At 68.2% G+C, this 26,347-nt stretch carries 21 protein-coding genes; 7 read left to right on the top strand and 14 right to left on the bottom strand.

What is annotated here, in order from left to right; translation table 11 throughout:
- The first annotated feature begins 504 nt into the window (after positions 1 to 504).
- Together AB4Z37_RS27550 and AB4Z37_RS27545 are read left to right on the top strand one after the other, a co-directional pair.
- Positions 505 to 5,967: a hypothetical protein gene (locus tag AB4Z37_RS27550; protein ID WP_441519900.1), complete on the top strand. Its 5,463-nt coding sequence runs from the start codon at positions 505 to 507 to the stop codon at positions 5,965 to 5,967.
- Between the two features lie 92 nt (positions 5,968 to 6,059).
- Entirely contained in the window at positions 6,060 to 6,386 is a 327-nt protein-coding gene (locus AB4Z37_RS27545; RefSeq protein WP_441519899.1) for a hypothetical protein, read from the top strand.
- Between the two features lie 15 nt (positions 6,387 to 6,401).
- Here the strand turns inward: AB4Z37_RS27545 and AB4Z37_RS27540 are convergent, their stop codons facing one another.
- Genes AB4Z37_RS27540 through AB4Z37_RS27530 form a run of 3 tightly spaced genes read right to left on the bottom strand, consistent with a single transcriptional unit; the run spans position 6,402 to position 9,231 of the window.
- On the bottom strand, positions 6,402 to 7,298 hold the full coding sequence (locus AB4Z37_RS27540) for an MlaD family protein (RefSeq protein ID WP_441519898.1): 897 nt from the start codon (positions 7,296 to 7,298) through the stop codon (positions 6,402 to 6,404).
- 11 nt (positions 7,299 to 7,309) lie between these two features.
- Positions 7,310 to 8,089, bottom strand: coding sequence for an ABC transporter ATP-binding protein (locus AB4Z37_RS27535; RefSeq protein ID WP_441519897.1), 780 nt, complete (start codon positions 8,087 to 8,089; stop codon positions 7,310 to 7,312).
- Positions 8,090 to 8,091: 2 nt separating this feature from the next.
- Positions 8,092 to 9,231, bottom strand: coding sequence for an ABC transporter permease (locus AB4Z37_RS27530; protein WP_441519896.1), 1,140 nt, complete (start codon positions 9,229 to 9,231; stop codon positions 8,092 to 8,094).
- Between the two features lie 138 nt (positions 9,232 to 9,369).
- Here AB4Z37_RS27530 and dgcA point away from each other — a divergent pair, with 138 nt between their 5' ends.
- Complete coding sequence (gene dgcA / locus AB4Z37_RS27525; protein WP_441519895.1) at positions 9,370 to 10,365, top strand: N-acetyl-D-Glu racemase DgcA; 996 nt, start codon at positions 9,370 to 9,372, stop codon at positions 10,363 to 10,365.
- Between the two features lie 5 nt (positions 10,366 to 10,370).
- Here dgcA and AB4Z37_RS27520 read toward each other — a convergent pair whose 3' ends face one another.
- Positions 10,371 to 11,561 carry an MFS transporter gene (locus AB4Z37_RS27520; RefSeq protein WP_441519894.1) on the bottom strand — a complete coding sequence of 397 codons (1,191 nt, stop codon included), beginning with the start codon at positions 11,559 to 11,561 and terminating at the stop codon, positions 10,371 to 10,373.
- Between the two features lie 136 nt (positions 11,562 to 11,697).
- Here AB4Z37_RS27520 and AB4Z37_RS27515 point away from each other — a divergent pair, with 136 nt between their 5' ends.
- Positions 11,698 to 12,834: a hypothetical protein gene (locus AB4Z37_RS27515; protein ID WP_441519893.1), complete on the top strand. Its 1,137-nt coding sequence runs from the start codon at positions 11,698 to 11,700 to the stop codon at positions 12,832 to 12,834.
- A 79-nt stretch (positions 12,835 to 12,913) separates the two neighbouring features.
- Here AB4Z37_RS27515 and AB4Z37_RS27510 read toward each other — a convergent pair whose 3' ends face one another.
- From AB4Z37_RS27510 to thiD, 5 genes are all read right to left on the bottom strand, one after another.
- Entirely contained in the window at positions 12,914 to 13,900 is a 987-nt protein-coding gene (locus AB4Z37_RS27510; protein ID WP_441519892.1) for a threonine/serine dehydratase, read from the bottom strand.
- 54 nt (positions 13,901 to 13,954) lie between these two features.
- Positions 13,955 to 15,007: a glycosyltransferase family 4 protein gene (locus tag AB4Z37_RS27505; RefSeq protein WP_441519891.1), complete on the bottom strand. Its 1,053-nt coding sequence runs from the start codon at positions 15,005 to 15,007 to the stop codon at positions 13,955 to 13,957.
- Complete coding sequence (locus AB4Z37_RS27500) at positions 15,007 to 15,822, bottom strand: UDP-2,3-diacylglucosamine diphosphatase (protein WP_441519890.1); 816 nt, start codon at positions 15,820 to 15,822, stop codon at positions 15,007 to 15,009. Before AB4Z37_RS27500 ends, AB4Z37_RS27505 begins: the two co-directional genes overlap by 1 nt.
- A 54-nt stretch (positions 15,823 to 15,876) precedes the next feature.
- Positions 15,877 to 16,536 (bottom strand): class I SAM-dependent methyltransferase, encoded by a 660-nt coding sequence (locus AB4Z37_RS27495; protein ID WP_441519889.1) that lies wholly within the window; start codon positions 16,534 to 16,536, stop codon positions 15,877 to 15,879.
- A gap of 146 nt (positions 16,537 to 16,682) precedes the next feature.
- On the bottom strand, positions 16,683 to 17,516 hold the full coding sequence (gene thiD / locus AB4Z37_RS27490; RefSeq protein WP_441519888.1) for a bifunctional hydroxymethylpyrimidine kinase/phosphomethylpyrimidine kinase: 834 nt from the start codon (positions 17,514 to 17,516) through the stop codon (positions 16,683 to 16,685).
- A gap of 210 nt (positions 17,517 to 17,726) precedes the next feature.
- Here thiD and AB4Z37_RS27485 point away from each other — a divergent pair, with 210 nt between their 5' ends.
- Complete coding sequence (locus AB4Z37_RS27485; RefSeq protein WP_211963801.1) at positions 17,727 to 17,963, top strand: Lrp/AsnC ligand binding domain-containing protein; 237 nt, start codon at positions 17,727 to 17,729, stop codon at positions 17,961 to 17,963.
- Between the two features lie 36 nt (positions 17,964 to 17,999).
- Here AB4Z37_RS27485 and AB4Z37_RS27480 read toward each other — a convergent pair whose 3' ends face one another.
- Positions 18,000 to 18,959 (bottom strand): DMT family transporter, encoded by a 960-nt coding sequence (locus AB4Z37_RS27480; RefSeq protein WP_441519887.1) that lies wholly within the window; start codon positions 18,957 to 18,959, stop codon positions 18,000 to 18,002.
- Between the two features lie 107 nt (positions 18,960 to 19,066).
- Positions 19,067 to 19,672 carry a MarR family winged helix-turn-helix transcriptional regulator gene (locus AB4Z37_RS27475; protein ID WP_441519886.1) on the bottom strand — a complete coding sequence of 202 codons (606 nt, stop codon included), beginning with the start codon at positions 19,670 to 19,672 and terminating at the stop codon, positions 19,067 to 19,069.
- A 517-nt stretch (positions 19,673 to 20,189) separates the two neighbouring features.
- Between AB4Z37_RS27475 and AB4Z37_RS27470 the strand changes: the two genes are divergently transcribed.
- Positions 20,190 to 21,707: a porin gene (locus AB4Z37_RS27470; RefSeq protein ID WP_441519885.1), complete on the top strand. Its 1,518-nt coding sequence runs from the start codon at positions 20,190 to 20,192 to the stop codon at positions 21,705 to 21,707.
- A 131-nt stretch (positions 21,708 to 21,838) separates the two neighbouring features.
- On the opposite strand, the gene AB4Z37_RS27465 is transcribed toward AB4Z37_RS27470, so the two are convergent.
- On the bottom strand, positions 21,839 to 22,768 hold the full coding sequence (locus tag AB4Z37_RS27465) for a c-type cytochrome (RefSeq protein WP_441519884.1): 930 nt from the start codon (positions 22,766 to 22,768) through the stop codon (positions 21,839 to 21,841).
- A gap of 189 nt (positions 22,769 to 22,957) precedes the next feature.
- Here AB4Z37_RS27465 and AB4Z37_RS27460 point away from each other — a divergent pair, with 189 nt between their 5' ends.
- Positions 22,958 to 23,374 (top strand): CHRD domain-containing protein, encoded by a 417-nt coding sequence (locus AB4Z37_RS27460; RefSeq protein WP_441519915.1) that lies wholly within the window; start codon positions 22,958 to 22,960, stop codon positions 23,372 to 23,374.
- 95 nt (positions 23,375 to 23,469) lie between these two features.
- Here AB4Z37_RS27460 and AB4Z37_RS27455 read toward each other — a convergent pair whose 3' ends face one another.
- Together AB4Z37_RS27455 and AB4Z37_RS27450 are read right to left on the bottom strand one after the other, a co-directional pair.
- Positions 23,470 to 23,901, bottom strand: coding sequence for a c-type cytochrome (locus tag AB4Z37_RS27455; protein WP_441519883.1), 432 nt, complete (start codon positions 23,899 to 23,901; stop codon positions 23,470 to 23,472).
- Positions 23,902 to 24,004: 103 nt separating this feature from the next.
- Positions 24,005 to 26,305: a xanthine dehydrogenase family protein molybdopterin-binding subunit gene (locus AB4Z37_RS27450; protein WP_441519882.1), complete on the bottom strand. Its 2,301-nt coding sequence runs from the start codon at positions 26,303 to 26,305 to the stop codon at positions 24,005 to 24,007.
- Between the last annotated feature and the right edge of the window lie 42 nt (positions 26,306 to 26,347).

Below are 26,347 nucleotides of genomic sequence, written 5' to 3'. Positions count from 1 at the left end.
ATGCGGGTCCATGGTTCCGGCCCATGGCGAACGCCGCCGGCCGAAACGCGACCAGCCAAACATGCTGGTGGTTAACGGTTCGTTGCACCAAAATGACGCCAATTCGCCACAATTTGGCCCGCTGGAACCCGGGAAATCCAATAGCGATTTGGAATTTCGTGCAGTTAGAAGGCGTTACGCTAACCGCCGTTAACGATGATTAAAATGTTCTTAACGCCGACCATTTCATTCGAGGCATCGAGCCAATAGGATGTTCGGAGAAGTAGGGGACAAGCTTTGAGCGCACGTTCCGCAGAAGTGGGTACCGGTTTTGCGACCTGAACGTGTGCAAGACGTGACAAGACGAACGTTTTCCGCGGCAAACCGGTGTTCACTTTGCCGGCAGACGTTCTGACGGCGACCAGCGACTTCGCTTCGCACCCTCCCCCCGGGGAACCCGCGGACGACACGGCTCTGCCGCCGTCCGCCTGATCCCCGACGCGTAAACCAAGGGCGTAGACTGACATGGCGAATACTCCGAAGAAGGTGAAAGACCCCACCGAAGTTGCTCTCTCGGCCATCCAGGAAGCGCTGAACATCAGCGACGTGGCCCCGGGCGAGCCGCAGCGGGAGGCGTCTTCGCGCCAGGACGGCGGAGCTGCGCCCGCGCCCGCCGCCGACCCCTTCCAGGACAAGCCGCTGTCGCCCACCGACCGCCCGATGTTCCCGGCGAGCGACGAACTGCCGCCGCGCCGCGCCGCCAATGACGACCGCGAGACCATCGGCCAGCTGCTGCAGGCGATCCAGAAGGGCCGCCCCGGCCGCAACCTCTACACCCTCGCCACGCTGTTTTCCGGCATCTGGATCACCGGTGCGGGCCTGCTGATCATCAGCTTCCTGCCGTCGCTGCAGGCGCTGATCGGCCAGGGCCCCGGCGGCACGCTGGCGCTGGTCGGGCTGATCGCGCTGTTCGTCGCCCCGATCCTGCTGTTCTATTTCCTCGCCAACCTCGCCTGGCGTGGCCAGGAGCTGCGCATGATCGCGCAGTCGATGGCGCAGGTGGCGGTGCGCTTCTCCGAGCCGGAGGGCGCCACCAGCGATTCCATGGTCACCGTCGGCCAGGCGGTGCGCCGCGAGGTCGCGGCGATGGGCGACGGCATCGAGCGTGCCATCGCCCGCGCCGGCGAGCTTGAAACCCTGGTCGCCAACGAGGTCGCGGCGCTGGAGCGCGCTTACAGCGACAACGAGGTGCGCATCCGCGCCCTGCTGCAGGACATCGCCCACCAGCGCGACAACCTCGTCGGCCAGGCCGAGCAGGTCCGCAGCGCCATCTCCGGCGTGCAGATCGACCTGCGCCAGGACATCGCGGTGATCAGCGACGCCATTGCTTCCCGCGTCGACGAGGTCGCGCGCACCATCACCACTGCGCTCGAGGAGCGCGGCCAGCACATCACCCAGGCACTGAGCAACGCCGGCGACACCATGATACTGGCGCTCGGCGAGCGCGGCGGCGACCTGCTCGACCGCCTCGAGGAAGCCTCCTCGCAGACCACGCGCGCGGTGCTCGACGCCAGCGAGCGGCTGACCGCCAGCCTGAACTTCAAGACCGGCGCGGTGCACGAGGAATTCGTCGACCTCGCCGACCGCGTCCATGACATGCTCAACGAGCGCATCGACCGCGTCACCCGCGAGTTCGCCGAGCAGTCCGCCAACATCGTCGACAGCATCTCCGAGCGCACCGAGCAGATGCACGACTCGCTGAAGACCTCGAGCGAATCGCTGCTGCTCGAGCTCGAGCTGCGCAGCGGCGACCTCGCCAGCAAGGTCGACGACGCCGGCCAGCGCCTCGCCGGCCGCATCGCCGCCAGCGGCGACAAGGCCAGCGCCTCGCTCGACAACACCGTCAACACCCTGGTCGCCCGCGTGGTGAGCCAGACCGAGGCCGCGCACGACAGCCTGAGCTCGCAGATGAACGCGTTCGACGAGCTGATGCGCGACCAGGGCGCCGAGCTCGCCGAGCGGTTCGCACGCGACAGCGGCAACCTCGGGGCCCTCATCACCCGCCACATCGCCGAGTTCGATCGCACCGTGAAGACCTTCGGTGGCGAGATCGTCGACCGCATGGGCCAGCGCACCCAGCACATCGCCGAGACGCTGAAGACCTATGTCGACACCTTCGACAACCGCGTCACTGCGCAGGCCGGCGACATCCACGGCACGCTCGACCAGCGCCTCGCCGCGTTCGAGAACACGCTGGAGTCCCGCGTCACCCATCTCGACCTGTCGCTGGATACCCGCATCAAGGCGTTCGACGACGCCGTCGACAGCCGTCTCAAGGCGCTGGAGACCTCGTTCGACAGCCGTGCCCAGTCCGTCACCGCCTCGATCGACAGCCGGCTGAACCACCTCAACACCACGCTGAGCAGCGGCACCGCGCAAGCCGTCGAGGCGCTGAACGAGAAGGCCGCGACGCTGTCCAGCGTGCTGACCGACGGCACCTCGCATGCGGTCGACGCCCTCGACAGCCGGATCGCGACCCTGACCTCGACGCTGACCCAGGGCACCCAGCATGCGATCGAGACCATCGACCAGCGCGTCAACACCGTGACCGATGCGCTCGACAGCCGCATCGCCACCCTGACCTCGACGCTGGCCAAGGGCACCCACCAGACCATCGATGCCATCGACCAGCGCATCGCCAATCTCACCGAGGCCGTCGACGGCCGCACCGCGCATCTCGCCGACACCGTCACCGCCCGCTTCCAGGCGATCCATGACGGCCTCGAGAGCCGCGCCGGCGCGGTCGCCAGCGACATCGAGACCCGCGTCACCCAGTTCGAGAACCTGCTCGGCGCCCGCATCGAGACGGTCGCGACGCGGTTCGAGACCACCGGCCGGCAGGCCAGCGACGTGCTGGTGGCCCGCACCGAGGAGCTCACGCTGGGCATCCGCGCCCGCGTCGACGACGCCGAGCGCTCGCTGCTCGCGCTGATGAGCAACACCGCGGACTCGATCCAGAACAACGCCCGCCTCGCCCACGAATCGCTGCTGAACGTGTCGGGCGACGTCAGCGCCCAGATCCGCAGCGCCGCCGCGGAAGCCGAGCAGACCCTCACCGCCTCCAGCGCCAATACCACCAGCGCGCTGCTCAACAGCTCGCGCGACGCCCATGTCGCCCTGGTCGCCGGCGCGGAGGAGGCCACCGCGCGGGCCCGCACCCTGTCCGGCGAGATCGCCCAGGCGCTTGCGGCCGCCACCGCCGCCACCACCGACGCGGTGCTGGCGAGCGTTCGCGAAGCGCAGAGCACGCTGGTCAGCATGTCGTCCGACGCCCACGCCCAGACCCGGAGCCTGTCGGCGGAGGTCGAGCACCTGCTGTCGACCGCCGGCGCTGCCTCCGTGGAAACCGTGCTGTCGAAGGCCCGCGAGGCCCAGAGCACGCTGCTGTCGGCGACCGCGGAGACCACCAGCCAGGTCCGCAGCCTGACCGCGGACATCGAGCAGACGCTGTCGTCCGCCGGCAACGCCACCGCGGCCGCGATCCTCAGCAGCGCCCGCGAGGTACAGAACACGCTGCTGATGACCTCGTCGGAAGCGGCCAACAACATCAAGACGCTGAGCGGCGAGATCGAGCGCTCGGTTGCCTATGCCGGCAGCTCCACCGCGGAGTCCATCGTGGCGAGCGTCCGCGACGCCCACAGCACGCTGACGGCCGTTTCCTCCGACGCCGCCGCCCAGATCAAGGTCATCTCGGCCGACATCGAGCGCGTCATCGGCACGGTCGCCGCTTCCGCCAGCGAGGCGCTGCAGTCGAGCTCGCGCGAGGCGCACCACGCCATCGTCGCGGCCTCCAACCAGGCGAGCAGCACGCTGACCAACACCTCGAGCGACGTCGGCGCCTCGCTGCTGGCGACCTCGAACGCCACCAAGGCGGCGCTGATCGACGCCTCGAAGGAGGCCAGCGCCGCGCTGGCCACCGCCTCCAACGAGGCGAGCGCCCGCATGATCACGGCTTCCGGCGAGGCCACCACCAGGATCAAGTCGGCGTCCGGCGAAATCGAGCGTTCGGTGATCACCGTGACCGGCCAGTTCGGCACCGTGCTGCTCGGCAAGACCGACGAGATCGTGACCGGCGTCAAGCAGCAGACCGACCGCCTGGCGCAGATGATCGACGCCTCGCGCGGCTCGCTGGTGCAGGCGCTCGGCGACCGCAGCAACCAGATCAACATCGACATCACGCGCGTCACCGACGACGCGCTGAAGGCGATCGAGAACAAGGGCACGCTGTTCTCGCAGGGCCTCGTCAAGAACAGCGCCGATCTCGCCCGCACCATCACCAACGCCAGCGAGATCGCCACCGGCGCGATCAACAAGTCGCTGCGTGACATCGAGCAGACCACCCGCGCGGCGATCGACCAGTCGCGCCAGGTGGCGAGCGCCGCCGTCACCGAGATGCAGGAGACCAGCAAGATCCTGCGCACCGACACGGTCGCGCTGTTCGAGCGGCTGCGCGAGGGCAACATCCTGCTGCAGGAGGTGCTGACCGGCGCCCACGACAACCTCAACTCGCTGGAACAGGCGCTGGTGACGCGCGTCGCCGACTTCGTCACCACCATGAACGACGTCACCTCGCGCAACGGCGTCGCCACCAGCACGCTGGAGGATCAGCTCAGCGTCTTCACCACCAAGACCTCGAAGGCGCTGGAGCACCTCGGCGCGCTGTCCGGCCAGTTCGCCGCCCACGGCCAGATGCTGACGGACGCCGCCGCCCTCGTCGAGAAGAGCAACCGCAGCACGCATCAGACCGTGTCCGAGCGCAAGGCCGACCTCGAATCGCTGGTGACGACGATCGACCTGCGCACCACCGACCTCGACCAGCGGCTGTCGCGCTTCACCAGCCTGCTCGACGAGTCGCTCGCCGCCGCCGAAGGCCGCGCCCGCGACATCGCGCGGGTGGTGGCGGAAACCGCCGGCGTCGGCGCCACCGCGATCTCGCGCCAGTTCGAGGCGGTGCGAGTTGCGGCCGAAGACGAGCGGCGCCAGACCGCCGACACCATGAACGAGATCTATCAGCAGAGCATCAAGCACGCCGATGCCATGTTCACGCAGTCGACCGAACGGTTCGCCGCCGTCGTGCAGGGCATGAAGCAGATGGCTGCCGAGATGCAGCAGGAGCTCGAGGCGACGCGTAGCGAGCTGCGCCGCGGCGTGCTGGAGATTCCGCAGGAAGCCGCCGAGAGCACCTCGCAGATGCGCAAGGTGATCGTCGACCAGATCGAAGCCCTCGCCGAGCTGAACCGGATCGTGGCCCGCCACGGCCGCGGCCTCGACGTGGTCAGCGCCGGCAGCAGCAGCAGCCGCGCCTACCAGCAGCGCGACGAGGAGCCGGCGATCCTTGCCGTCGGCGGCCGCAGCGAGCCGGCCCCGGCCCCGCGCCCCGCGCCGCGCCGCGACAGCAGCGCCACGCTGCCGCCGCCGGACCTCGGCGTGCCGATGGGACCGCCGCGCCGCACCGAGGCGCCGCCGGTCAGCCCCAGCACCGACCAGAGCGGTGACGGCTGGCTGTCCGGGCTGCTCAACCGCGCCGACGCCGAACCGCCGCGCGCGCCCCGCCCGGCGCCGCAGCCGGCCGCGCGCCCGAGCAGCAGCGGCAATCCGCTGGATTCGCTCACCGTCGACATTGCCCGGCTGATGGACCGCGACCTCGCCGCCGAAATGTGGGACCGCTACCAGCGCGGCGAACGCAAGGCGTTCAGCAAGCGGCTCTACACCCCCGCCGGCCAGAAGGCATTCGACGAGGTCAGCCGCAAGTATCGCTCTGACCGCGGCTTCAAGCAGACGGTCGACCGCTATGTCACCGAGTTCGAGCGGCTGCTCGACGACGTGGCGCAGGACGACCGCGGCGCCGCAACGCTGCGCAGCTACCTGACCTCGGAGACCGGGCTGGTCTACACCCTGCTCGCCCACGCCGCCGGCCGGCTCGGCTGACCACGGCGTTCTCCGGAACAGATAAAGGCGGAAGCGCAAGCTTCCGCCTTTTTTGTTTGGCGTGGTCGCGCTTGCTGCGCCGAGGGGGCCGGATGGATTACGCAACGGCCACGAACTCGCCCCCGCCGCGAACGATGCAGGTGCCCATGCAGCTCTACTGCCAGGATCATCCCGAGATTTTCGCGCTCGATGGCGAGGTGCAGGACGCGCGGCCGGGCGCGGTACTGCTGGCGCGCTCGCCGGTGTTTCCCGGCGGCGGCTGGCAACTGATGGACAATGCCACCCTCGCCTGGTCCGGCGGCTTCATGCCGATCCGCGCCGCGACAGGCGACGCGCGCGGGCTGTGGCATGAATTCGATGGCGACGCCGTCGTCGCCGGAACGGGGATCGGCCTGGTCGACGGGACGCCGCGCGCGTGAAGCGCCGCGCCGGCGTCAGCGCCCCCGTGCCCTGGCGTTGGCATTCGCCGGGATGCGCACCACCGAGCGCGGCTCGGGCGCCCGCGCGTCGGTGTTGCTGGCGCCGAACAGCACGCGGGTCGGGTTGCGGTCGAAGTTGTTGACCGCACGGCTGATGTCGTCGAGCGTGCGGCGGCCATCGACCACCAGCGCGCCGAAGTCACGTCCCGTGGAGAGCGTCAGGCGGTTGACGTTGGCGGTGATCTCGGCGGTGCGCTTGTCGAGGTTGTCGGCAAGATCCTTGAACGACCGCACGGCGGCGGCCAGCTGGCCGCCGTCCTTGCCGCCGACGAAGGCGTCGACGCCGCTCATGATGCTGTCGATGCGCTCGGAGTTCTGCGCCAGCGTGGTGGCGAACGCCTCGATGCTGCGCAGCGAGGCACGCACCGCCTCCTGGTTGTCGGCGACCAGGCGGTTGAGATTCTGCACCGAGGAGCGCACCGACTCCATGATGTCCTGGGTGGCGCTGAGATCGGCGGTCAGCGTCGGGATGCCGCCGGCACCCGGCGGCACCTCGGAGGCGTCCGGCGAGCCGCCCTTGAGCGCGATCGCGGCGACGCCGGTCAGGCCCTGGAATTCGAGGCCGACCACGGTGTCCTGGCGGATCGGCGCGCTCTTGTCCACCGAGGCGAGCGCGATCACCCGCTTGGGATCGTCGATCCGCACCGAGGTCACCTCGCCGACGCGAATGCCGTTGAAGTTGACGCTGGCGCCGGTGCGCAGCCCCGAGGCCGAGCCTTCGAACACGATCCGCAGCGGATTGCGCGCCTTCGCCGCGTGGATGCTCTGGAACCACATCACGAAGCCGAATCCGCACGCCAGAACCGCCAGCGTGAAGAGACCGATCAGGACGTAGTTCGCCCGCGTTTCCATCAAACCTACTCCTACGAACCGGCGAGCGCGTGGGCGCGCGCGCCGTGAAAATACGATCGCAGCCATGGATGCGTCGACGCCAGCATGTCCTGCATGGTGCCGATCGCGATGACCTTGCCCTCGCCCAGCACCGCGATGCGGTCGCAGGCGGTGCGCAGGCTGTCGAGATCATGGGTGACCATGAACACCGTCAGCCCGAGGGTTCGCTGCAGCGTGCGCACCAGCTCGTCGAACTCGCCGGCGCCGATCGGATCGAGTCCCGAGGTCGGCTCGTCCAGGAACACGATGTCGGGATCGAGCGCGAGCGCGCGCGCCAGCGCCACGCGCTTGATCATGCCGCCCGACAGCTCGGACGGATAGCGATCCGCCACTTCCGGCCTGAGCCCGACCATCGCCAGCTTGGCAAGGGTGATCTCGTCGAGCAGCCGCTCGGACACCTTCAGATACTCGCGCACCGGAAACTGGATGTTCTGCCGCACGGTGAGCGAGGAGAACAGCGCGCCATGCTGGAACAGCACGCCCCAGCGCCGCTCGACGCCGCGGCGTGTCGCACCGTCGGCCGCATCCATGTCGGTGCCGAGCACGGTGACCGTGCCGCGCAGCTTGGGCACGAGGCCGATGATGGTGCGCAGCAGCACCGATTTGCCCGCGCCCGAGGCTCCGACAAAGCCGAGGATCTCGCCGCGGCGAACGTCGAGTTCGAGGCCGTCGAGCACGTTGCGCGCGCCGAACCGCACCGTGATGTCGCGCACGGCGATGATCGCGTCCTGCACGTTAAGGGCGTCCGCCATCGTCACACCCCGATCGACGCGAAGAAGATGGCGAACATGCCGTCCATCACGATGACGAGGAAGATCGACTTCACCACCGAGGCGGTGGTGTGGCTTCCCAGCGATTCCGCGCTGCCTTCGACCAGCAGCCCCTCGACGCTGGCGACGATGGCGATCACCAGCGCCATGATCGGCGCCTTGATCATGCCGACGGCAAAGTCCTCCAGCGAGATCGCGTCGCGCAGGCGGAACAGGAACGCGTCGGGATCGACGCCGCCATAGAACCAGGCGACGAGGCCGCCGCCGTAGAGCGCCGCCATGGCGCCGATGAAGGTCAGCGCCGGCAGCGCCACCAACAGCGCCAGCGTGCGCGGCAGGATCAGCACCTCGACGGGATCGAAGCCCATGGTGCGCAGCGCGTCGATCTCCTCGCGCATCTTCATCGAGCCGAGCTCGGCGGTGTAGGAGCTGCCGGAGCGGCCCGCCACCATGATGGCGACGATGAGCACGCCGATCTCGCGCAGCACCAGGATGCCGAGCATGTCGACCACGAAGATATCGGCGCCGAAGCGGCGGAAATGGAAGATGCCCTGCTGGGCGATGATGGCGCCGATCAGGAAGGTGATCAGCGCGACGATCGGCACCGCGCGCCAGCCGACCTGCTCGATATGGTGCACCATCGAGGTCAGGCGGATGCGCGTCGGGTGCAGCAGCACGCGCGTGCCCGCCGCGATCAGAGCCCCGGTCATCGCCACCAGCGCGATCAGGGTGGTGCCGATATGGGCGACGCCGCGGCCGACGCCCTCGAGCGCGGCGACCGGCGACAGCAGCGAGCGCGGCCGCGACAGCGTCGCGGTGCCGACCCGGCGGACCTCGTCGACCAGGCTGGAATAATCGGCCGACAGGCCGGCGATCTCCGGCGCCACCTCGCCCGTCGTCAGGCTGCGCCGCAGCCGCTCGATCAGCCAGGCGCCGAAGGTGTCGAGCCGCGCGACCTGCGAGACGTCGATCAGCACCGCCGCGCCCGACGCGCCGGCGCGCTCGGCCGCCTCGATCAGGCGCTCCAGCGCATGGGCGTGCTGGGCCGTCCAGGTGCCCGACGCCTGCAAGGCGACCGCTCCGCCCGCCTGCGCGATGCGTTCCAAAGCCGGCTCAGCACCCACCGTAAATCCTTGTTCTGGCATAAAAATTCAGACCACCCGGCGCAACCCGCTGTGGTCGGGTGCATTTACAGCCATAGATTTAAAGCCATACTGGGGCAGAGACAGCCCACCGGCAAAAAGAAATCGTCAGTTTTTTGAATGGCTTCCGGCAACCTACTGCATCTTGTGGCGCGAATCGAACATTGGCCGATCGCAGGCGCCTTCACCATCAGCCGCGGTGCCAAGACCGAGGCCGTGGTCGTGATCGCCGAAATCTCCGACGGCGTCCACACCGGGCGCGGCGAATGCACGCCCTACCCGCGCTATGGTGAGACCCCGGAGGCGACGCTCAAAGCCGTCCAGGCCCTGCAGGCGCCCCTCGCCGGCGGCCTCGACGCCGCGGCGTTGCAGGCCTTGATGCCGCCCGGCGCGCCCCGCAACGCCCTCGACTGCGCCCTGCTCGACCTCGCCGCCAAGGCGGCCGGCCGCCGCGTCTGGGACCTGCTCGGCCGCCAGGCGCCACAGCCGCGCACCACCGCCTACACCATCTCGCTGGGCACGCCGGAGGTCATGGCGGAGGCGGCCGGGCGCGCCGCGCACCGCCCGCTGCTCAAGGTCAAGCTCGGCGGTGACGGCGATGGCGCGCGCATCCGCGCAGTGCGCGCCGCCGCGCCCCGCGCCGAACTGATCGTCGACGCCAACGAAGCCTGGACCACCGACAACCTCGCCGCCAACCTCGCGGCCTGCGCCGACGCCGGCGTCACGCTGGTCGAGCAGCCGCTGCCCGCCGGCCGCGACGCCGCGCTCGGTGACATCCAGCGCCCGCTGCCGGTGTGCGCCGACGAGAGCGTGCATGACCGCTTATCGCTTGTGGCGCTGCGCGGCCGCTACGACGCCGTCAACATCAAGCTCGACAAGACCGGCGGCCTCACCGAGGCGCTGGCGATGGCGGACGAAGCCCGTGCGCTCGGCTTCGACATCATGGTCGGCTGCATGGTGGCGACGTCGCTCGCCATGGCGCCGGCGATGCTGGTGGCGCGCGACGCCCGTGTCGTCGATCTCGACGGCCCGCTGCTGCTCGYCCGCGACCGCGACGACGGCCTGCGCTACGACGGCAGCACGGTCTATCCGCCGGACGCGGCGCTGTGGGGCTGACGCCCCTAACTGTCCGCCGCATCCGTCGTCACCAGCCACTTCCGCGCCAGCACGATCAGCGCGCTGCCACCGAGCGCCATCGCCGCCATGGCGTAGTACGCGCCCTCGCCGTAGCGCGCATAGAGCACGCCGGCGCCCATGGTGGCGCTGCTCATGACGAGGCCGGTGGCGGCGACCAGATAACCCTGCGCGGACGCCATGACCTGGCTCGGCACGTTGCGGGTGAACAGCCCGACGATCCCCACTTGCGTAAGCCCGAACGACAGCCCGTGCAGCGTCTGCACCAGCGCCAGCAGCGGCAGCGCCGGCTGCTGCGCGGTGATGATCCAGCGCAGCGCCGCAACCGCGGCGGCGAACGCCACCATCGCCAGCGGCGACCATGAGAAGCGCGGCGACACCGCGAACACGATGATCTCGGCGACGACGCCGATCGACCACAGCGCCGACACCGTGAGCCCGCTATGGCCGGCATTCTGCCAGGCGATCGAGGCGAAGGCGTAGTAGACGGCGTGGCTGCCCTGCACCAGCGCCGAGGTGAAGATGATGGCGAGGAAGCCGGCCTGCCGCAGCAGCGCACCGGCACGCGGCGCCTCGCCCGCCGCCGGGCCGTCGCCCGCCAGCGGCCGCAGGCCGAAGCTGGTCACCGCCTCGATCAGCGCCATCGCCGCGATCACCCAGATCACGAACGACGCGGTGACGAAATCGATCATCAGGCCGCAGGCGAGCGAGCCGACGATGAAGGCCGCCGACCCCCACAGCCGCACCGGCCCATAGTCGATGCCGTAGCGCGTCACGCCCTTGAGCGCGTAGCCGTCGACCATCGGGATGATCGGCGTCCACACGCACGCGGTCAGCGCGAACACCGCGAGGATGTGCAGCGGATCGCGCAGCTGGCCGATCGCCAGGAAGCCGAGCGAGGTCAGCAACGCCAGCACCACGATGCCCTCGCGCAGGCGGTTGCGCCGCTCGGCGAAGCCGGTGATGAACGGCAGCACGGTGAAGCGGGTCAGCGCCGGCACCGCGGTGATGAGGCCGATCCAGCCGACATCGACGCCGACGGCTTTGAGCCACACCGGGAAATACGGCAGGCTGATGCCGCCGAGCCCGAAAACGGCGCCATAGACCAGCGCCAGACGGCGGGCGAATCGCCTTGTCTCAAGCTGTTGCGCAACGGGATTTTGTCGGTCCGGGGACATCAAAAGAATTGCGATTCGGCGCGGTTCGTGGTGTTCGTATGTAGCGCGGGTGGTTTTGCGTCGATACAGCGCAAACGACAATGATTTCGAGACCGATCTGTCGCGCGACGGCGTGACAGCCCGTAGCAGGACTTTCATGGCCAACGACGCCTTCGCCTTGTCGCCGATCTCCGCCAGCAGCGCGCTGCCTTCGGAAGCGGACTATCATGCGATCAGCGAAGCCTTCATGGAGACGTCGCGCGGCCGCTGGTTCCTGAAGGAATATTCCCGCCGCAACCGCAACGCCGACACTGCGATGGTGCTGGAGGCGGTCGAGCGCATCGAGGGCGTGCTCGCCGCCCAGAAGCAGCCGGCGCCGGCCGCAGCGCCAATCGCCGAAACCATCGCCGCGGTCCGCGCCATCGTCGAGAACGCCCGCGGCGCGGCTGCCGAAGCGCTCGCGGGGCTGAATGCCGAGGATGCCCGCGCGCCCACCCGCAAGGGGCTGCGCATCATCCTGGAGATCGCCTGGCGGCTGCGCGAGATCGGCTACGACACCCGCATCTGCGACATCCTCGAGACCCAGGCCAACACCATCGGCGCCAACCAGGATGCGCTCGCTGCGCTGCAGACCAGCGACTCGGTGCTCGCCGCATTCGACGACATCCTGCGCCAGATCGGCGCACTGACCGACGCGCCGCCGGCGCCCGCCGCAGCGGAAACTGCCGCCCCGCATCCGGTGGCCGAAAATGTCGTCAGTCTGAAGCCTGCCGCGCCCGCGGCCCGCGCCACGCCGGCGCTGGCCGAGGAGACGGCTGGCATGGCTGCGGCGCCCGCCGCGGCGGCGCCCGAGGAGATCGCCCGCGAGGCGGCCGCCGAAACGCCGGCCGTGCCCGAGGCTGCTGCCGCTCCGGCGATGCCCTCCATCGAGGATGAAATCGCCGCCCTCACCGCGATGGCCGTGGTGGAGCCGCGGGCCGAAGCGCGGATCGCGGCGGACGCCGGCCAGGCGCCTTCTGTCGAGCCCCCACCTGTCGAGGCCGCTGCCGCGCCGATGGCGGCCGCCATGCCGGAGCCCGTGACCGCGCCGGCAGCGGTCCCGCAAGCCATGCCTTCGGCGGCGCCGGCCGCCGCCGTCGCGTCCGAGCCGACTGCCGTCTTGGAGACTGCGGCTGCATCGCCATCGCTCGGCGACGCCCTGCTCGCCCGTGGCATGGTGACAGCGCCCAGACCGCAGCCGCTGGCGGCCATCCTGCGCATGAGCCAGGCCGAGAAGATCGCGTTCTTCAGCTGACGCAACCGCCCGCGGCCGCGTCAGGGCCGTCCTCAGGTGCGTGTGCGCAGCCTTCCGGGGGGTCGCTGTGCGAGCCGGCCTACGCCGCGCTGATCAGCCGTGAAAACATGTCAGCGTCGACATTGCCGCCGGACAAGATCACGACCAGGGTCTTGTCCCGTGCGTCGATGCGCCCGGCGAGCAGAGCCGCGAGCGCCACTGCGCCGCCCGGCTCGACCACCAGCTTGAGCTCACGGAAGGCGAATGCCACCGCCGCGCCGACCTCGGCATCGGTCGCGGTGACGCCACGCGACACCAGCCGCTGATTGATTGCAAACGTGATCTCGCCGGGGATTGTCGCCATCAGCGCGTCGCAGATGGTGGTGCCCTCAGCACGATGCGGCTCGCGGTGGCCGCTGGCGAACGAGCGGGCATGGTCGTCGAAGCCCGCGGGCTCGGCGGTCATGATCGTCGCCTGCGCAAAGCGCGCCCTGATCGCGATCGCCGTGCCGGCAATCAATCCGCCACCGGACGCCGGCGCCACCACGATGTCCGGGGCAAGCCCGCGTGCGGCCAGATCCTCGCCAAATTCCTTTGCCGCGGTGCCCTGCCCGGCAATGATGCTGACGTCATCATAGGGCGGCACCAGTGTCGCGCCGCGCGCCGTGGCAATGCCGCGCGCGATCGCCTCGCGATCCTCGCGCAGCCGGTCATAGAGCACGACCTCGGCGCCATACCCCTTGGTGCGCTCGCGCTTCGACAGCGGCGCATCCGACGGCATCACGATGGTCGCCGGCATGCCGAGCAGCTGGGCCGCGGCAGCGACGCCCTGCGCATGGTTGCCGGACGAGAAGGCGACGACGCCGGCCGCCCGCGCCGCCGGCGGAATCGCGGCAACCTTGTTGAAGGCGCCGCGAAACTTGAACGAGCCGGTGCGCTGCAGCACCTCGGCCTTGAGGAAGACGCGGCCACCGGTGCGCGCATCGAGCGCCGGAGACGTGATCAGCGGGGTGCGCACGGCATAGGGCGCGAGCACCGCGGCCGCGGCATCGATGTCGGCGGATGTGACGGGAAGTGAGTCGGTCATGGCGCCATGTTATCGCCGGCCGCGACGGCGCGGCAAGGCGCCGGCCGGCGGCGATCAGGCAGCGAGGTGCGGATCCGACGGCAGCAACGGCGCCTTGTTACCGTCATGCTCGCTGCGCACCCGCAGCACATTGTCGATGAAGGCCCGCGCGCAGGCCTCCCAGGTCAGCCTGAGCGCGAAGGCCCGGCATGCGGTGCGCGGGATCTGCAACGCCGACAGGCAGGCCTGCTGCAGGTCGTCGCTGAGCACGCCGACCGGCGCATTGCCGATGACGTCGTTCGGCCCGCAGACCGGGAACGCGGCCACCGGCACGCCGGACGCCAGCGCCTCCAGCAGCACCAGCCCGAAGGTGTCGGTCTTGCTCGGGAACACGAACACGTCAGCGGCCGCATAGGCCTCCGCGAGCGCCTCGCCATGGCGCGCACCGAGGAACACCGCATCGGGGAACTGCTTTTCGAGCTGCGCCCGCGCCGGACCATCGCCAACCACCACCTTGGTGCCGGGCAGATCGAGCGACAGGAACGCCTCGAGGTTCTTCTCCACCGCGACGCGCCCGACCGAGAGGAACACCGGACGCGGCAGGCCGAGGTCGCTCTCGCGCGGGTGGAACAGGCCGGCATCGACGCCGCGCGGCCACAGCACCACGTTGCGGAAGCCGCGCGTGCGCAATTCGTCGGCCAGCGCCGGCGTCGCCGCCATCACCGCGCCGCTGCGCGCATGGAAGCGGCGCAGCGCCGCCCACACCCACGACTCGGGGATCGGAAAGCGCGCCGAGACATATTCCGGAAAGCGGGTATGGAAGCTGGTGGTGAAGGGAATGCCGTGCTTGCGGCAATAGCGGCGAACCAGGAAGCCGATCGGCCCCTCGGTCGCGATATGGATGTTGTCCGGCTTGGCGGCGGCGATCAGGCGGCTGATCTGCGCCGGATTGGGCAGCGCCACCCGCAGGTCCGGATAGCTCGGCAGCGCCACGGTACGGAACGACTGCGGGGTGAGGAAGCTGACCTCGGCGCCGAGCTTGCGCGCGGCATCGGCCATCATCGTCAGCGTGCGCACGACGCCGTTGACTTGCGGGTGCCAGGCGTCGGTTGCAATGAGGATGCGCATCAGGCGGCTTGGGCCGGCATCGGCTGCGCCACCGGCGCGGTCTGTGTCAGCGGACCGGTCCAGCGCAGCACCTCAAAACGGCCGTCGTCGTGTTCGACGATCGCCGAGCAGCTCTCGACCCAGTCGCCGCAATTCATGTAGCGCACGCCGTGCTCGTCGCGGATGGTGGCGTAGTGGATGTGGCCGCAGATCACGCCGTCGGCGTTGTGGCGCCGCGCCTCGGCCGCCAGCGTCTTCTCGAACGCGCCGATGTAGTTGACCGCGTTCTTGACCTTGAGCTTGGCCCACTGCGACAGCGACCAGTACGGGAAGCCGAACAGGCGGCGGAACATGTTGACCAGACGGTTCATCTGGATCGCGAAGTCGTAGGCCTTGTCGCCGAGATGGGCGAGCCAGCGCGCGTTCTGCACCACGAGGTCGAAGATGTCGCCGTGGATCACGAGATAGCGCTTGCCGTCGACGCCCTCATGGATGATCTGCTCGACCACCTCGATGCCGCCGGCATGGGTGCCGTAGTACGACCGCAGGAACTCGTCGTGGTTGCCCGGCACGTAGACGACGCGGGCGCCCTTGCGCGCCTTGCGCAGCATCTTCTGCACGAAATCGTTGTGCGACTGCGGCCAGTACCAGTTCGACTTCAGGGCCCAGCCATCGATGATGTCGCCGACCAGATAGATCGTGTCGGCATCATGGTAACGCAGGAAATCGAGCAACCGGTCGGTCTGGGAGCCGCGGGCTCCGAGGTGCACGTCGGAGATGAACAGTGTACGGAAGCGTCGTTCCGGATGACTTTCGCTCATAACGTCACGTCCCATGCGCGAGGCGCTATCAGATTCAAGTGACAGTAAAATGACACAGAGAGCGCCGGATCACGCCGCGACCTGCTGCGCCATCGTCCGCTCGAAACACACCAGCGTGTAGATGCCGAGCGCAACCTTGCGGCGTTCGACCAAAATGGCTTCGTTGTTGGCATTTGCCCAGGCCTGCAGCCGGGCGAACGGAAACTCCGGCCGCAGGCCGAGCCCGCGGGTCTTCTCCGCGGCCCAGCGCTCGACCGCGGCGGCGACGCCGCGTTCGGAATAGAGATGATTGACCAGGATGATGCGGCCACCCGGCTTCACCACGCGGCGGCACTCGGACAGCACCTGTTCGGGATTGGCGACGAGCGTGATGACAAACTGCGCGACGACGCAATCGAAGGTCTCGTCCGCGAACGCCATCTGGTGCGCATCCATCAGGTGCACCGCCTTGACGTGAGGATAGCGTCCGCTCGCCATCTTGGCGCGGGCCTTCGCCAGCATCGGCTCGCACAGGTCGATGCCGGTGATTTCGGTGCGCGCGTCGTAGTCGTCGAACGACAGTCCGGTTCCGACGCCGACCTCGAGAATCTTGCCGCCGACCGCGCGCGCGGCCGCGGCCGCGGCTCGTCGTCCCTGCAGCATCACCGGGCCGCAAACAGCGTCGTAGATCGGCGCCCAGCGGCTGTACGCAGTTTCAACGATGGTCTTGTTGAGGTCGGTGGAGGTCATGCCCTGTCCGCGCCGGCTGTTGGAATCGTGTCAGCAACCTGTGGAATCCGCATAGCAACGGACTGCGACAGTCACACGACAGTCAGCACACTGACATGTTCGCAAGTCGAGGCGGGCGTGTTCGGGACGCGTACAGTCGAGCTTGCTCAGGACGGCTTGCGCGGGCTGCGGCCATCGACATGCGTGAAGGCATGGAAGTGATGCACCGGCCCTGATCCGCGTCCGACCGTGAGCTGATCGGCAGCGGCGATCGCCGCGGTGATGTAGTCCTTGGCGCGGCGCACGGCGGTGAGACGATCCTCGCCGCGGGCGAGGCCGGCCGCGATCGCCGACGACAGCGAGCAGCCGGTGCCGTGGGTGTTGCGCGTCGCGATGCGCGGCGCCGCAAGGCGCGTGGTGCCGCTCGCATCGATCAGGTAGTCTGTGCTCTCGGCGCCGGTGCCGTGTCCGCCCTTGATCAGCACCGCCGGACAGCCGAGCGCGAGCAGCGCCCGCCCCTGCCGCTCGATCTCCGCCTCGTTCCGCGCCATCGCGCATCCCAGCAGCGCCGCGGCCTCCGGCAGGTTCGGCGTGATCAGGTGCGCCTGCGGAATGAGCCCGCCGCACAGCCGCGCGATCGCATCTTCCTGCAGCAGACGATCGCCGGAGGTCGCGATCATCACCGGATCGAGCACGACGTGGCGCGGCGACCAGCGCGCGAGACCGGCGATGATCGCCTCGATGACATCGCGCTGCGCCACCATGCCGATCTTGACCGCCTCGACATCGAGATCGCTGAACACCGCGTCGATCTGCGCGGTGACGAAATCGGCCGGCACCGCATGGATCGCGGTGACGCCGCGGGTGTTCTGCGCCGTCAGCGCCGTGATCACCGAAGCGCCGTAGACGCCGCAGGCGGCGAAGCTCTTGAGGTCGGCCTGGATGCCGGCGCCGCCGCTGGAGTCGGAGCCGGCGATGGTGAGTGCGATGGGCGTGGTCATGGCGCAACACCTGCCACAAAACCTGCGCCCATGCGACCCTTGCACAGCCGCAGGGGGCGATCGGCCGCAGCCGTGCGGCGGCGGCAACCGCCCTGCCGGAAACGCCCCTCATTCTGTTGTTTTTGCACGTTTTCCTGCTCCAGACCGGGTATCCCCGAGGCGCGAAAACGCTATAGTGCGGCCCAAACCGCCACGCTGGAGAGACCGGACATGATCCCCTTTTTCGTTCAAATCAAATGCAAGCTGGGCCAGTCCTACACGGTCGCCAACGCGCTGGCGGAAGCCGAGATCGCGTCCGAGATCTACTCGACCGCCGGCGACTACGACCTGCTGGTGAAGTTCTATGTCGACAAGGACATCGACATCGGCCACTTCGTCAACGAGAAGGTGCAGGTGCTGCCGGGCATCCAGGACACCTACACCATCATCACCTTCAAGGCGTTCTGACCGGCCCTAGGCCGCCGAGCGACCACCGCCGGCGGCTCACGAGCGCCTGGCCGGCTCCGCCGCCTCGACGTCGGCCTCGTCGGCAAGCGGGGCGACCGTCATGGCGCGCAGCCGCTGCAGGCCGAGATAGCGTTCGCGCAGGATGACGAAGATGCCGGCGCCGGAGACGATGGCGGCGCCCGCCACCACCTCGTGCGTCGGCACCTCGGCGAAGAACAGGTAGCCGAACATGAACGCCCACAACATGGCGGTGTAGTCGAACGGCGCCAGGAACGAGGCCGGCGCGTAGCGGTAGCTGTCGGTGAAGAAGATCTGGCCGAGGCCGCCGGCGAAGCCGACGCCGACGAGCGCCACCGCCTCGATCGGACGCTCCGGCCAGCGCCAGCCGGCGAACACCGTGAGCAGCGACACCAGCATGACCAGCAGCGTCATGAACACCACGATGGAGGCGGTGCTCTCGGTCGCGGTCAGCCGCCGGATCTGGATGGTCGCGCTGCCCGAGGTGAAGGCATTGGTGAGCGCGAAGCCGAGGCCGATCAGCAGCGACGTCGTCAATTCCACGCGGCTGCCGAGATAGGGCAGCAGCATCAGCACCACCCCGCCGAAGCCGGCCGCCACCGCGCTCCAGCGATAGGCGCGGACATGCTCCTTCAGGAACAGCGCGGCGAGGACCACGGTGATCAGCGGGGCGAGAAAGGCGATGGCGGTGAAATCGGCGAGCGGCAGCCGCGCCAGCGCGCCGAAGGTGCAGAACGTGCCGACGATGCTGAACATGCCGCGCAGCACGTGGTCGAGCGGCCGGCTGGTGTGCAGCGCGCCGCGCAGTTCGCCGCGCCAGGCGAACACGAGAAGGATCGGCAGCAGCGCGAACAGCGCCCGGCAGAACGCGACCTCGCCGACCGGATAGCTGCCGCCGAGGAAGCGCACCTGCGCGCCCATCAGGGCGAACATCAGCGTGCTGGTGATCTTGAGCGAAACGGCCTTGACGATCTGCATGAACGGACGGGCGCGACGATGCGGCGGATTGCGGGAGCACGGCCGTCGTCGCGCCGGCAACCATCACCCGGCGAAGCCGATGCCGTCAGCCCCATCCCGTGCGGCGCTCAGCTCTCCTCGCTGACGCGGCGACACACCGTGTCGGTACGTTTCTTGAGATCCTCCATCTGGTGCTGCAACTGGTGCAGCGCCGCGGCGTCCAGATCGCCGAAGATGAAATCGTGGAATTCGCCCCAGCGGCTGAAATAGCTGGAGATCTCGCTCCACGCCCGATCGGACAGCGACATCAGCACGACGCGGGCGTCATCCGTCGAGGTGACGCGCTTGAGCAGACCGCGCTGCTCGAGCAGCTTGGTCTGCGTCGTCACGAAGGTCGACACCGCCTGGATTTTCGCCGAGACCTCGCCGACCGAGACGCCCCGCCCCTGATCCAGGTCGTTGATCGCCATCATGATCATCCACTGCGGCCCGGTGACGCCGAACTTCTTGGCCCAGCGCCGGCGCATGTCCTCGAGGTTGTTGTTGATCGCCACGAGATCCCAGACGATCTGGCGGAAGATCTTGTATTCAGGGCTGGCGATCAGAGGCACGCGGTCCTTGGCCGGCTTGGTCGCGCCGGATCGCGCCGTCTTGGCCGTGCCCTTGGCAGCGGCCCCCTTGCTCGCGGCCAGAGACGTCAGCCTCGCCCCTTGCGCGCCTCTCCGCGTCGACATACCCCGCCCTCCGCCATGTGAAACCTCCCGATGGGCGCCGATTGGCTCGACGTCCCCTGTTGTTGGCGAGCTTAGCTGCGTCCGGCGCAATGCTCCATCGCTAGGACATATCGGCCCCGACGGAAACGCAACGAATCTCACGCGAACGTGAAGAAGTGTAAGTAAGAAATATAACCAACACAAGCACTGAAGCGCTCCTAGGCTACTGAAATTCCATGCTTTTTTGAAAATTTCGACCATGCACCGCAGCAAATGTGGCAGGAATGTCACATTTTCCTGCATAAAAATATGTAACTTGGTTTGATATTTGAATTACTTGCTTCTGTTACATAACAATCCAGGGGCGACGGAGGGGGGCTCCCTCAGGTCGTCCCGTCTGGCGGCTTTCGCCCAGTTGCGTCGCGTTGTCCGCGAAGCGCCATGCCGGGTTCGCGGGCGCGCTGCTCCGCCCGGCCGAGTCAAGGCCGGACGGACCGGGCCCACCTGACACACTTGGAGGTCTATTTTGACGAACATCATGAAGAGCTTTGTGCTCGGTACTGCGGCGGGTCTCGTCGCTCTCGGCGGCGCGCAGGCTGCCGATCTTCCGGTCAAGGCGAAAGCCGTCGAATACGTCAAGGTCTGCTCGCTGTACGGCGCAGGCTTCTACTACATCCCGGGCACCGACACCTGCATCCGCATCGGCGGTGCGCTGCGTTTGGACACCTCGTTCAACGGCAACACCTTCGACGCTCCGTTCTGGCAGGGCGGCGCCGGCGGCGCGAACTCCTACAACCGCAACTACTTCACGACGCGTGAGCGTCTGAACCTGTTCCTCGACACCCGCACCGCCACCGAGTACGGCGTGGTCCGCACCTACGCCAACCTGCAGTTCGACTTCCTGCAGGGCCGTGAGAGCATCGCGGGCGGCTTCGTCGAGAACGACTTCCTGTTCATCCAGTTCGCTGGCTTCACCTTCGGTAAGGCGGTGTCGCAGTTCGACCCGCAGTGGGCACTCGCCAAGCCGTGGATCTCGTCGGGCTTCCTCGGCGGCTCGAACAACACCACCGGTATCCCGCAGATCGCCTACACCGCCTCGTTCGGCAACGGCGTGTCGGCGACGATCTCGCTGGAAGACGCCCAGCCCTACCGCTCGGCCGGCGTCGTGAACGCGACCGCGGGCTTCCTCGGCCCGTTCGGCGCCGCGACCCAGGCGTATGGCGTGTCGTCCAACACCTTCACGGGCAACACCCAGACCGGCGACCACGTGCCGGATATCGTCGCCAACCTGCGCCTCGACCAGGCCTGGGGCTCGCTGCACTTCGGCGCTGCCGCGCATGAAGTTCACGGCACCTACTACACCAGCTCCAACAGCGACAGCGGCCATCCGTCGTCGGCCTGGGGCTATGCCTTCACCGGCGCTTTCGAGCTGAAGAACCTGCCGACCGGCGCGGGCGACAGCTTGAAGGTTGAGGCGAGCTACGCCAAGGGCGCGGCCAAGTACGTGTTCGGCGGCACGATCGACACCTCCGGCGGCGGTCGCTTCGCCAAGGTCGGCACCGGTGCCGGCACCGCGGGCAGCCTGGCGTTCGGCTATGTGCTCGACGGCGTGTACTCGGGCACCAACGGCGCGAACGGCTCGAGCATCGACCTGACCTCGGCCTGGGAAGTCAGCGCGTACTACGAGCACTACTGGACCCCGGCGTGGCGCACCTCGCTGTTCGGTTCGTACACCGCGATCAACTACGGCTCGGCCGGCAACGCGGCGCTGCTCGCCGCGGCGAACGGCACGGGCTTCCTGGGCGCAGGTTCGTTCAACGGCACCAACACCGGCAACTTCAACTTCGCGATTGCCCAGGTTGGTACGCGTACGGCCTGGACCCCCGTCCAGAACCTGACGCTGTCGGCTGAATTCACCTACAGCCGCCTGATCCAGAACCAGAACGGCCTGTACACCGTCGGCACCGGCGTCCCCGGCGTTGCCGCCGGCAACACCTTCGAGCTGAAGAACCAGAACCTCTACAACGGCTCGGTTCAGATTCTCCGCAGCTTCTGATCGTCAACAACGAAAAGGAGAAACCATCTAGCTTAAACCTCCAGGAACCTCCGGCGATGCCCCGCCGGAGGTTTTTTCTTGTCCAGGCCGCATCACGCGCGTGCCGGGCAGGCCGGCCCGCGCAAGCCTCGTCAGTGCGCGTGCTCGCCGATGGTCTTCGGCCGCGGCGGCCCTTCGACCGCCGGCAGCGATTTGAGATACACCGCCATCGCCATACGATCCGCCTCGCCGAGCTGCGCCATGTTGCGGATCACCCGTGTCATCGAGCCGCCGGCCGAGTCGCCGTCCGGCGTGTCGCCGGTCTCGAGGAAATAGGCGATCGCTTTCACCGACCAGTCGGAAAGCCCCTTCTGCGTGATGTTCGGCACCCAGCCCTTGCCCTCCGGATCAGGGCCGCCGGCGAAGCGCTGCGCCGCGACGATGCCGCCAAGGGCGTTGCGGGGACTGTGGCACTCGGCGCAATGGCCGAGCCCGTTGACGAGGTACGCGCCCCGATTCCATTCCGCCGACTGCGAGGGATCCGGCGTGAACGGCTTGTCATCGAGGAAGAGGAATTTCCAGCCGCCGACCAGGCGGCGGATGTTGAACGGAAAGTGCAGCGCATGGTCGCGGATGCGGCCGCGCACCGGCGGCAGGGTCTTCAGGTACGCAAACAGGTCGCGCACATCCTCCGCCCTGGCCTTCTGATAGGACGCATAGGGGAAGGCCGGGAAATAGTGCGCCCCCTGCGGCGAGGTGCCTTTCAGCACGGCGGTGACGAAATCCGCTTCGCTCCAGCGGCCGATGCCGTCGTCGGGATCCGGCGAGATGTTGGGCGCATAGAAGGTGCCGAACGGGGACGGAATGGCGAGGCCGCCGCCGAGCCGCAGGCGGTCCGGCTGGTCAGGCGTCGCATGGCAGGCGGAACATCCCCCGGCATTGAAGGTTGTCTGGCCGTTGGCGACATCCGGCGCGCGGGCGGACAGCATGCTCGCCGGCACAACGGCCGGGCTGGTGACCGACCAGAACACACCACAGCCCGCCACCGCGACGATGACGATGAAAATCAGCAATTTTCGCATCTTGGAACCTGCCCGCAGGAATAAATCGCATCGTCGATGGTTCGATCAGGTTTTAGGCTGTGCGCCGCGCCTGCTGCTACGGCCACCCTGACCAGAACGGAGACCATGCGAGGAGAGCATGTATTCCGTGCGACCGAAACCGTTCAAATCGAACAGAGGGAGAGCACCATGATCCATGCCGTGAGAGGAATGTCCCGCATCCTTGCCGCCACCACCGCCGTCCTGATGCTGGCCGCGGGCCCCGCGCGCGCGGACAAGGTCGCGATGAAGGCCGCGCTCAGCGGCAGCGCCGAGGTGCCCGCCACCACCAGCAAGGGCACCGGCTCCGCCGACATCACCTATGACACCGCCTCCAAGACCCTGAGCTGGAAGCTGAGCTATTCCGGCCTGTCAGGCCCGGCGACCACGGCTCATTTCCATGGCCCGGCCGAAGCCGGCAAGAACAGCGGCGTCGCGGTGCCGATCCCCAACAGCGCCAGCGGCACGGAGGGGTCGGCGACCCTGACCGACGCCCAGGCCGCCGATCTGCTGGCGGGCAAGTACTATGTCAACGTGCACACCGCGGCGAACCCCGGCGGCGAAATCCGCGGCCAGGTGACGAAGTAGCGGTCATCCAACAAAGTCAGCAAAAAAGGCGAGGCCTGCCGGCCTCGCCCTCTCGTTTGTGCGGCTGTCGGGGAGCCGACGACGCGGTCGCGGCCTCACTTCTTGACGCGATAGAGCTCGTGGCAGCCGCCGCAATTCTTGGTTGCTCCGGAAAACGCGACCTTGAAGCTGTCGAGATCGGTCACGCTCGCCTCGCCGGCCTTGGCGTCCGTGCCGAGCTTGGCGAACTTGGCGTCGAAGTCCGCCTTGCTCTCCCAGACCTTCGGCAGCGCCGCAGTCTCGCCGCCTTCCTTGGAGGTATCGGGAAACAGCGCCGGCGCCTTGGACGCCGCATCCTGGAAGGCGACGAAGATCGCCTTGGCCTTGGTGAGATCGAACGGTGCCTCACCGCGCAGCATCGCCGCGCCGGCGCCGGCCTGCTTGCCCGTCTCCTTCATCAGGGCCTTGCGGGCCGCGATCGGATCCTGGGCCGCGACCGCCGAGAACCCCAGCACCAAGGCTCCGGCAACAACAACTGCACGCTTCATCAATCACTCCTCTGCGGTGTCACCCGCGCTGCATGAAAGGCTCAGGGATATCAGACGACGTCAACACCGCCCGGAGACGGGTTATTCCCGGGGGGTGACGCGGTCACGACGCTTTGGGGGCATGCTGGATCGCGACCCAGACCCGCTCCGGGGTCGCGGGCATGTCGATGTGGTCGATGCCGTATTCACGCCACAGCCCGTCGACGATGGCATTGACGACAGCCGGACACGACCCGATCGCGCCCGCCTCGCCCGCGCCCTTGACGCCGAGCGGATTGGTCTTGCACGGCACGTTGTGGGTCTCGAACACGATCGCCGGGCCATCGGCGGCGCGTGGCAGCGCATAGTCCATGAAGGTGCCGGTCACGAGCTGGCCGTCCTTCGGGTCATAGACCGCCTGCTCCATCAGCGCCTGGCCGATGCCCTGCATGGTGCCGCCGTGCACCTGCCCCGCCAGCATCAGCGGATTGAGGGTGACGCCGAAATCATCGACGATGACATAATTGACGATGCGGATCACGCCGGTCGACGGATCGATCTCGACCTCGACCACATGGGTGCCGTTGGGATAGGTGCCATCGGCGCTGCTGAAGGCGTCGCTGGCGCTCAGCTTGTTCGAATGCTCACCCGCGCGCCTCGCGATATCGGCGAACGACACCGCGCGATCGGTGCCGGCGATGCGAATGGTGCCGTCGACGATCTCGAGATCACCGGCGCCCGTCTCCAGCGCTTCGGAGGCGATCTCCTTCAGGCTGAGGCCGAGTTTGCGGGTGGCGCGCTCGACGCTGACGCCGCCGGAGGGAATCGAGCTGGAGCCGCCAGTGCCGAGGCCGGTCGCGATCTTGTCGGTGTCGCCCTGCAACATGTGGACGCGTTCCGGCGACAGCCCGAACTGCTCGGCGACGAGCTGGGCATAGGCCGTGGCGTGGCCCTGGCCGCTCGACTGGGTGCCGATCAGGATGGTGACGTCGCCGTTGGGATCGAGCCGCACCTGCGCGGTCTCCTCGCCCATGGTGCCGCACACCTCGACATAGCTCGCAAGGCCGATGCCGCGCACCAGCCCCTGCTTCTTCGCGGCACGGGCACGCTTGGGAAAGTCTTTCCAGTCCGCGATCTCCATCGCGCGTTTCAGATGCGCGGCAAAATCACCGGAGTCGTAGACCTTGCCGGTCGCAGTGGTGTACGGCATCGCCCGCGGCGGGATGAAGTTCTTGCGGCGGATGGCGTCCGGCGTCATGCCGAGTTTGCGCGCGGCGGCATCCACCAGGCGCTCGACGACATAGGCCGCCTCGGGGCGGCCGGCGCCGCGATAAGCGTCCACCGGCACGGTGTTGGTGAACACGGTGCGCACGCGGCAGTGGAACGCCTGGAAATCATAGAGGCCGGGCAGCATGCCGGCGCCGCCATGGGGAATGTAGGGCGCGAAGGTCGAGAGATAAGCGCCCATATCGGCGACGAGATCGACGTCCATGGCGAGGAACTTGCCGTCGGCGGCAAGCGCCATGCGCGCGGTGGTGACATTGTCGCGGCCCTGCGCATCGCCGACGAAATGGTCGGCGCGCTCAGCCACCCACTTCACGCTCTTGCGCAGCCTGCGCGACGCCACCGCCGCGAGCGCGTATTCACGATACGGGAACAGCTTGGTGCCGAAGCCGCCGCCGACATCCGGACAGATCACCCGCATGTTCTCGACCGGGATCTTGAGCACGTTCTGGCAGAGGATGTCGCGCAGGCGATGGCTGCCCTGGCTGCCGACAGTGAGCGTGAGATGGTCGCGCTTGGGGTCGTAATCGCTGAGGACCGCCCGCGTCTCCATGTAGTTGGTGACGATGCGCGGATTGACGATGGTGATCTCGGCGACCGCATCGGCTTTGGCGAAGGCTGCCTCGACGGCGGCCTTGTCGCCGAGCGCGGTGTCGAACAGCAGGTTGCCGGCGTGATCCGGCCACACCTGCGCCGCGCCGGGCTTGAGCGCGTTCGCGGCACCGACCACCGCCGGCAGCGGCTGCCACGCGACCTCGATGGCCTCGAGCGCGTCGCGCGCCTGGTCGAGCGTTCCGGCCACGACGAACGCCACGGCGTCGCCGACATGGCGCACCTCATCCTTGGCGAGGATCGGATAAGGCGGGGCGGTAAAGGGCTGCTCCGGCAGGTTGAACAGGCACGGCAGGCCGCCGAGATCGGCGATATCGTCCGCCGTCAGGATCGCCGCGACGCCCGGCAGCGCGCGCGCCTTGGCCGCATCGAGCTTGAAGCGGGCATGGGCGTGCGGCGATCGCAGCACCAGCGCATGCAGCACGCTCGGAAGGGAATGGTCGGCGGTGTAGTGGCCCTGGCCGCGAATGAAGGCATCGTCTTCCTTGCGCCGAACGCTGTGACCGACGCCGAACTTGATGGGAGCCATGGGATCTCCGGGGGCAACCTGAAACTTTGGAACTGTTCCATA

Origin of the sequence: Bradyrhizobium sp. 2TAF24 (genome assembly GCF_052115025.1) — a bacterium.
GTDB lineage: Bacteria > Pseudomonadota > Alphaproteobacteria > Rhizobiales > Xanthobacteraceae > Bradyrhizobium_A.
This window is presented reverse-complemented; position numbering and strand designations above follow the sequence as displayed.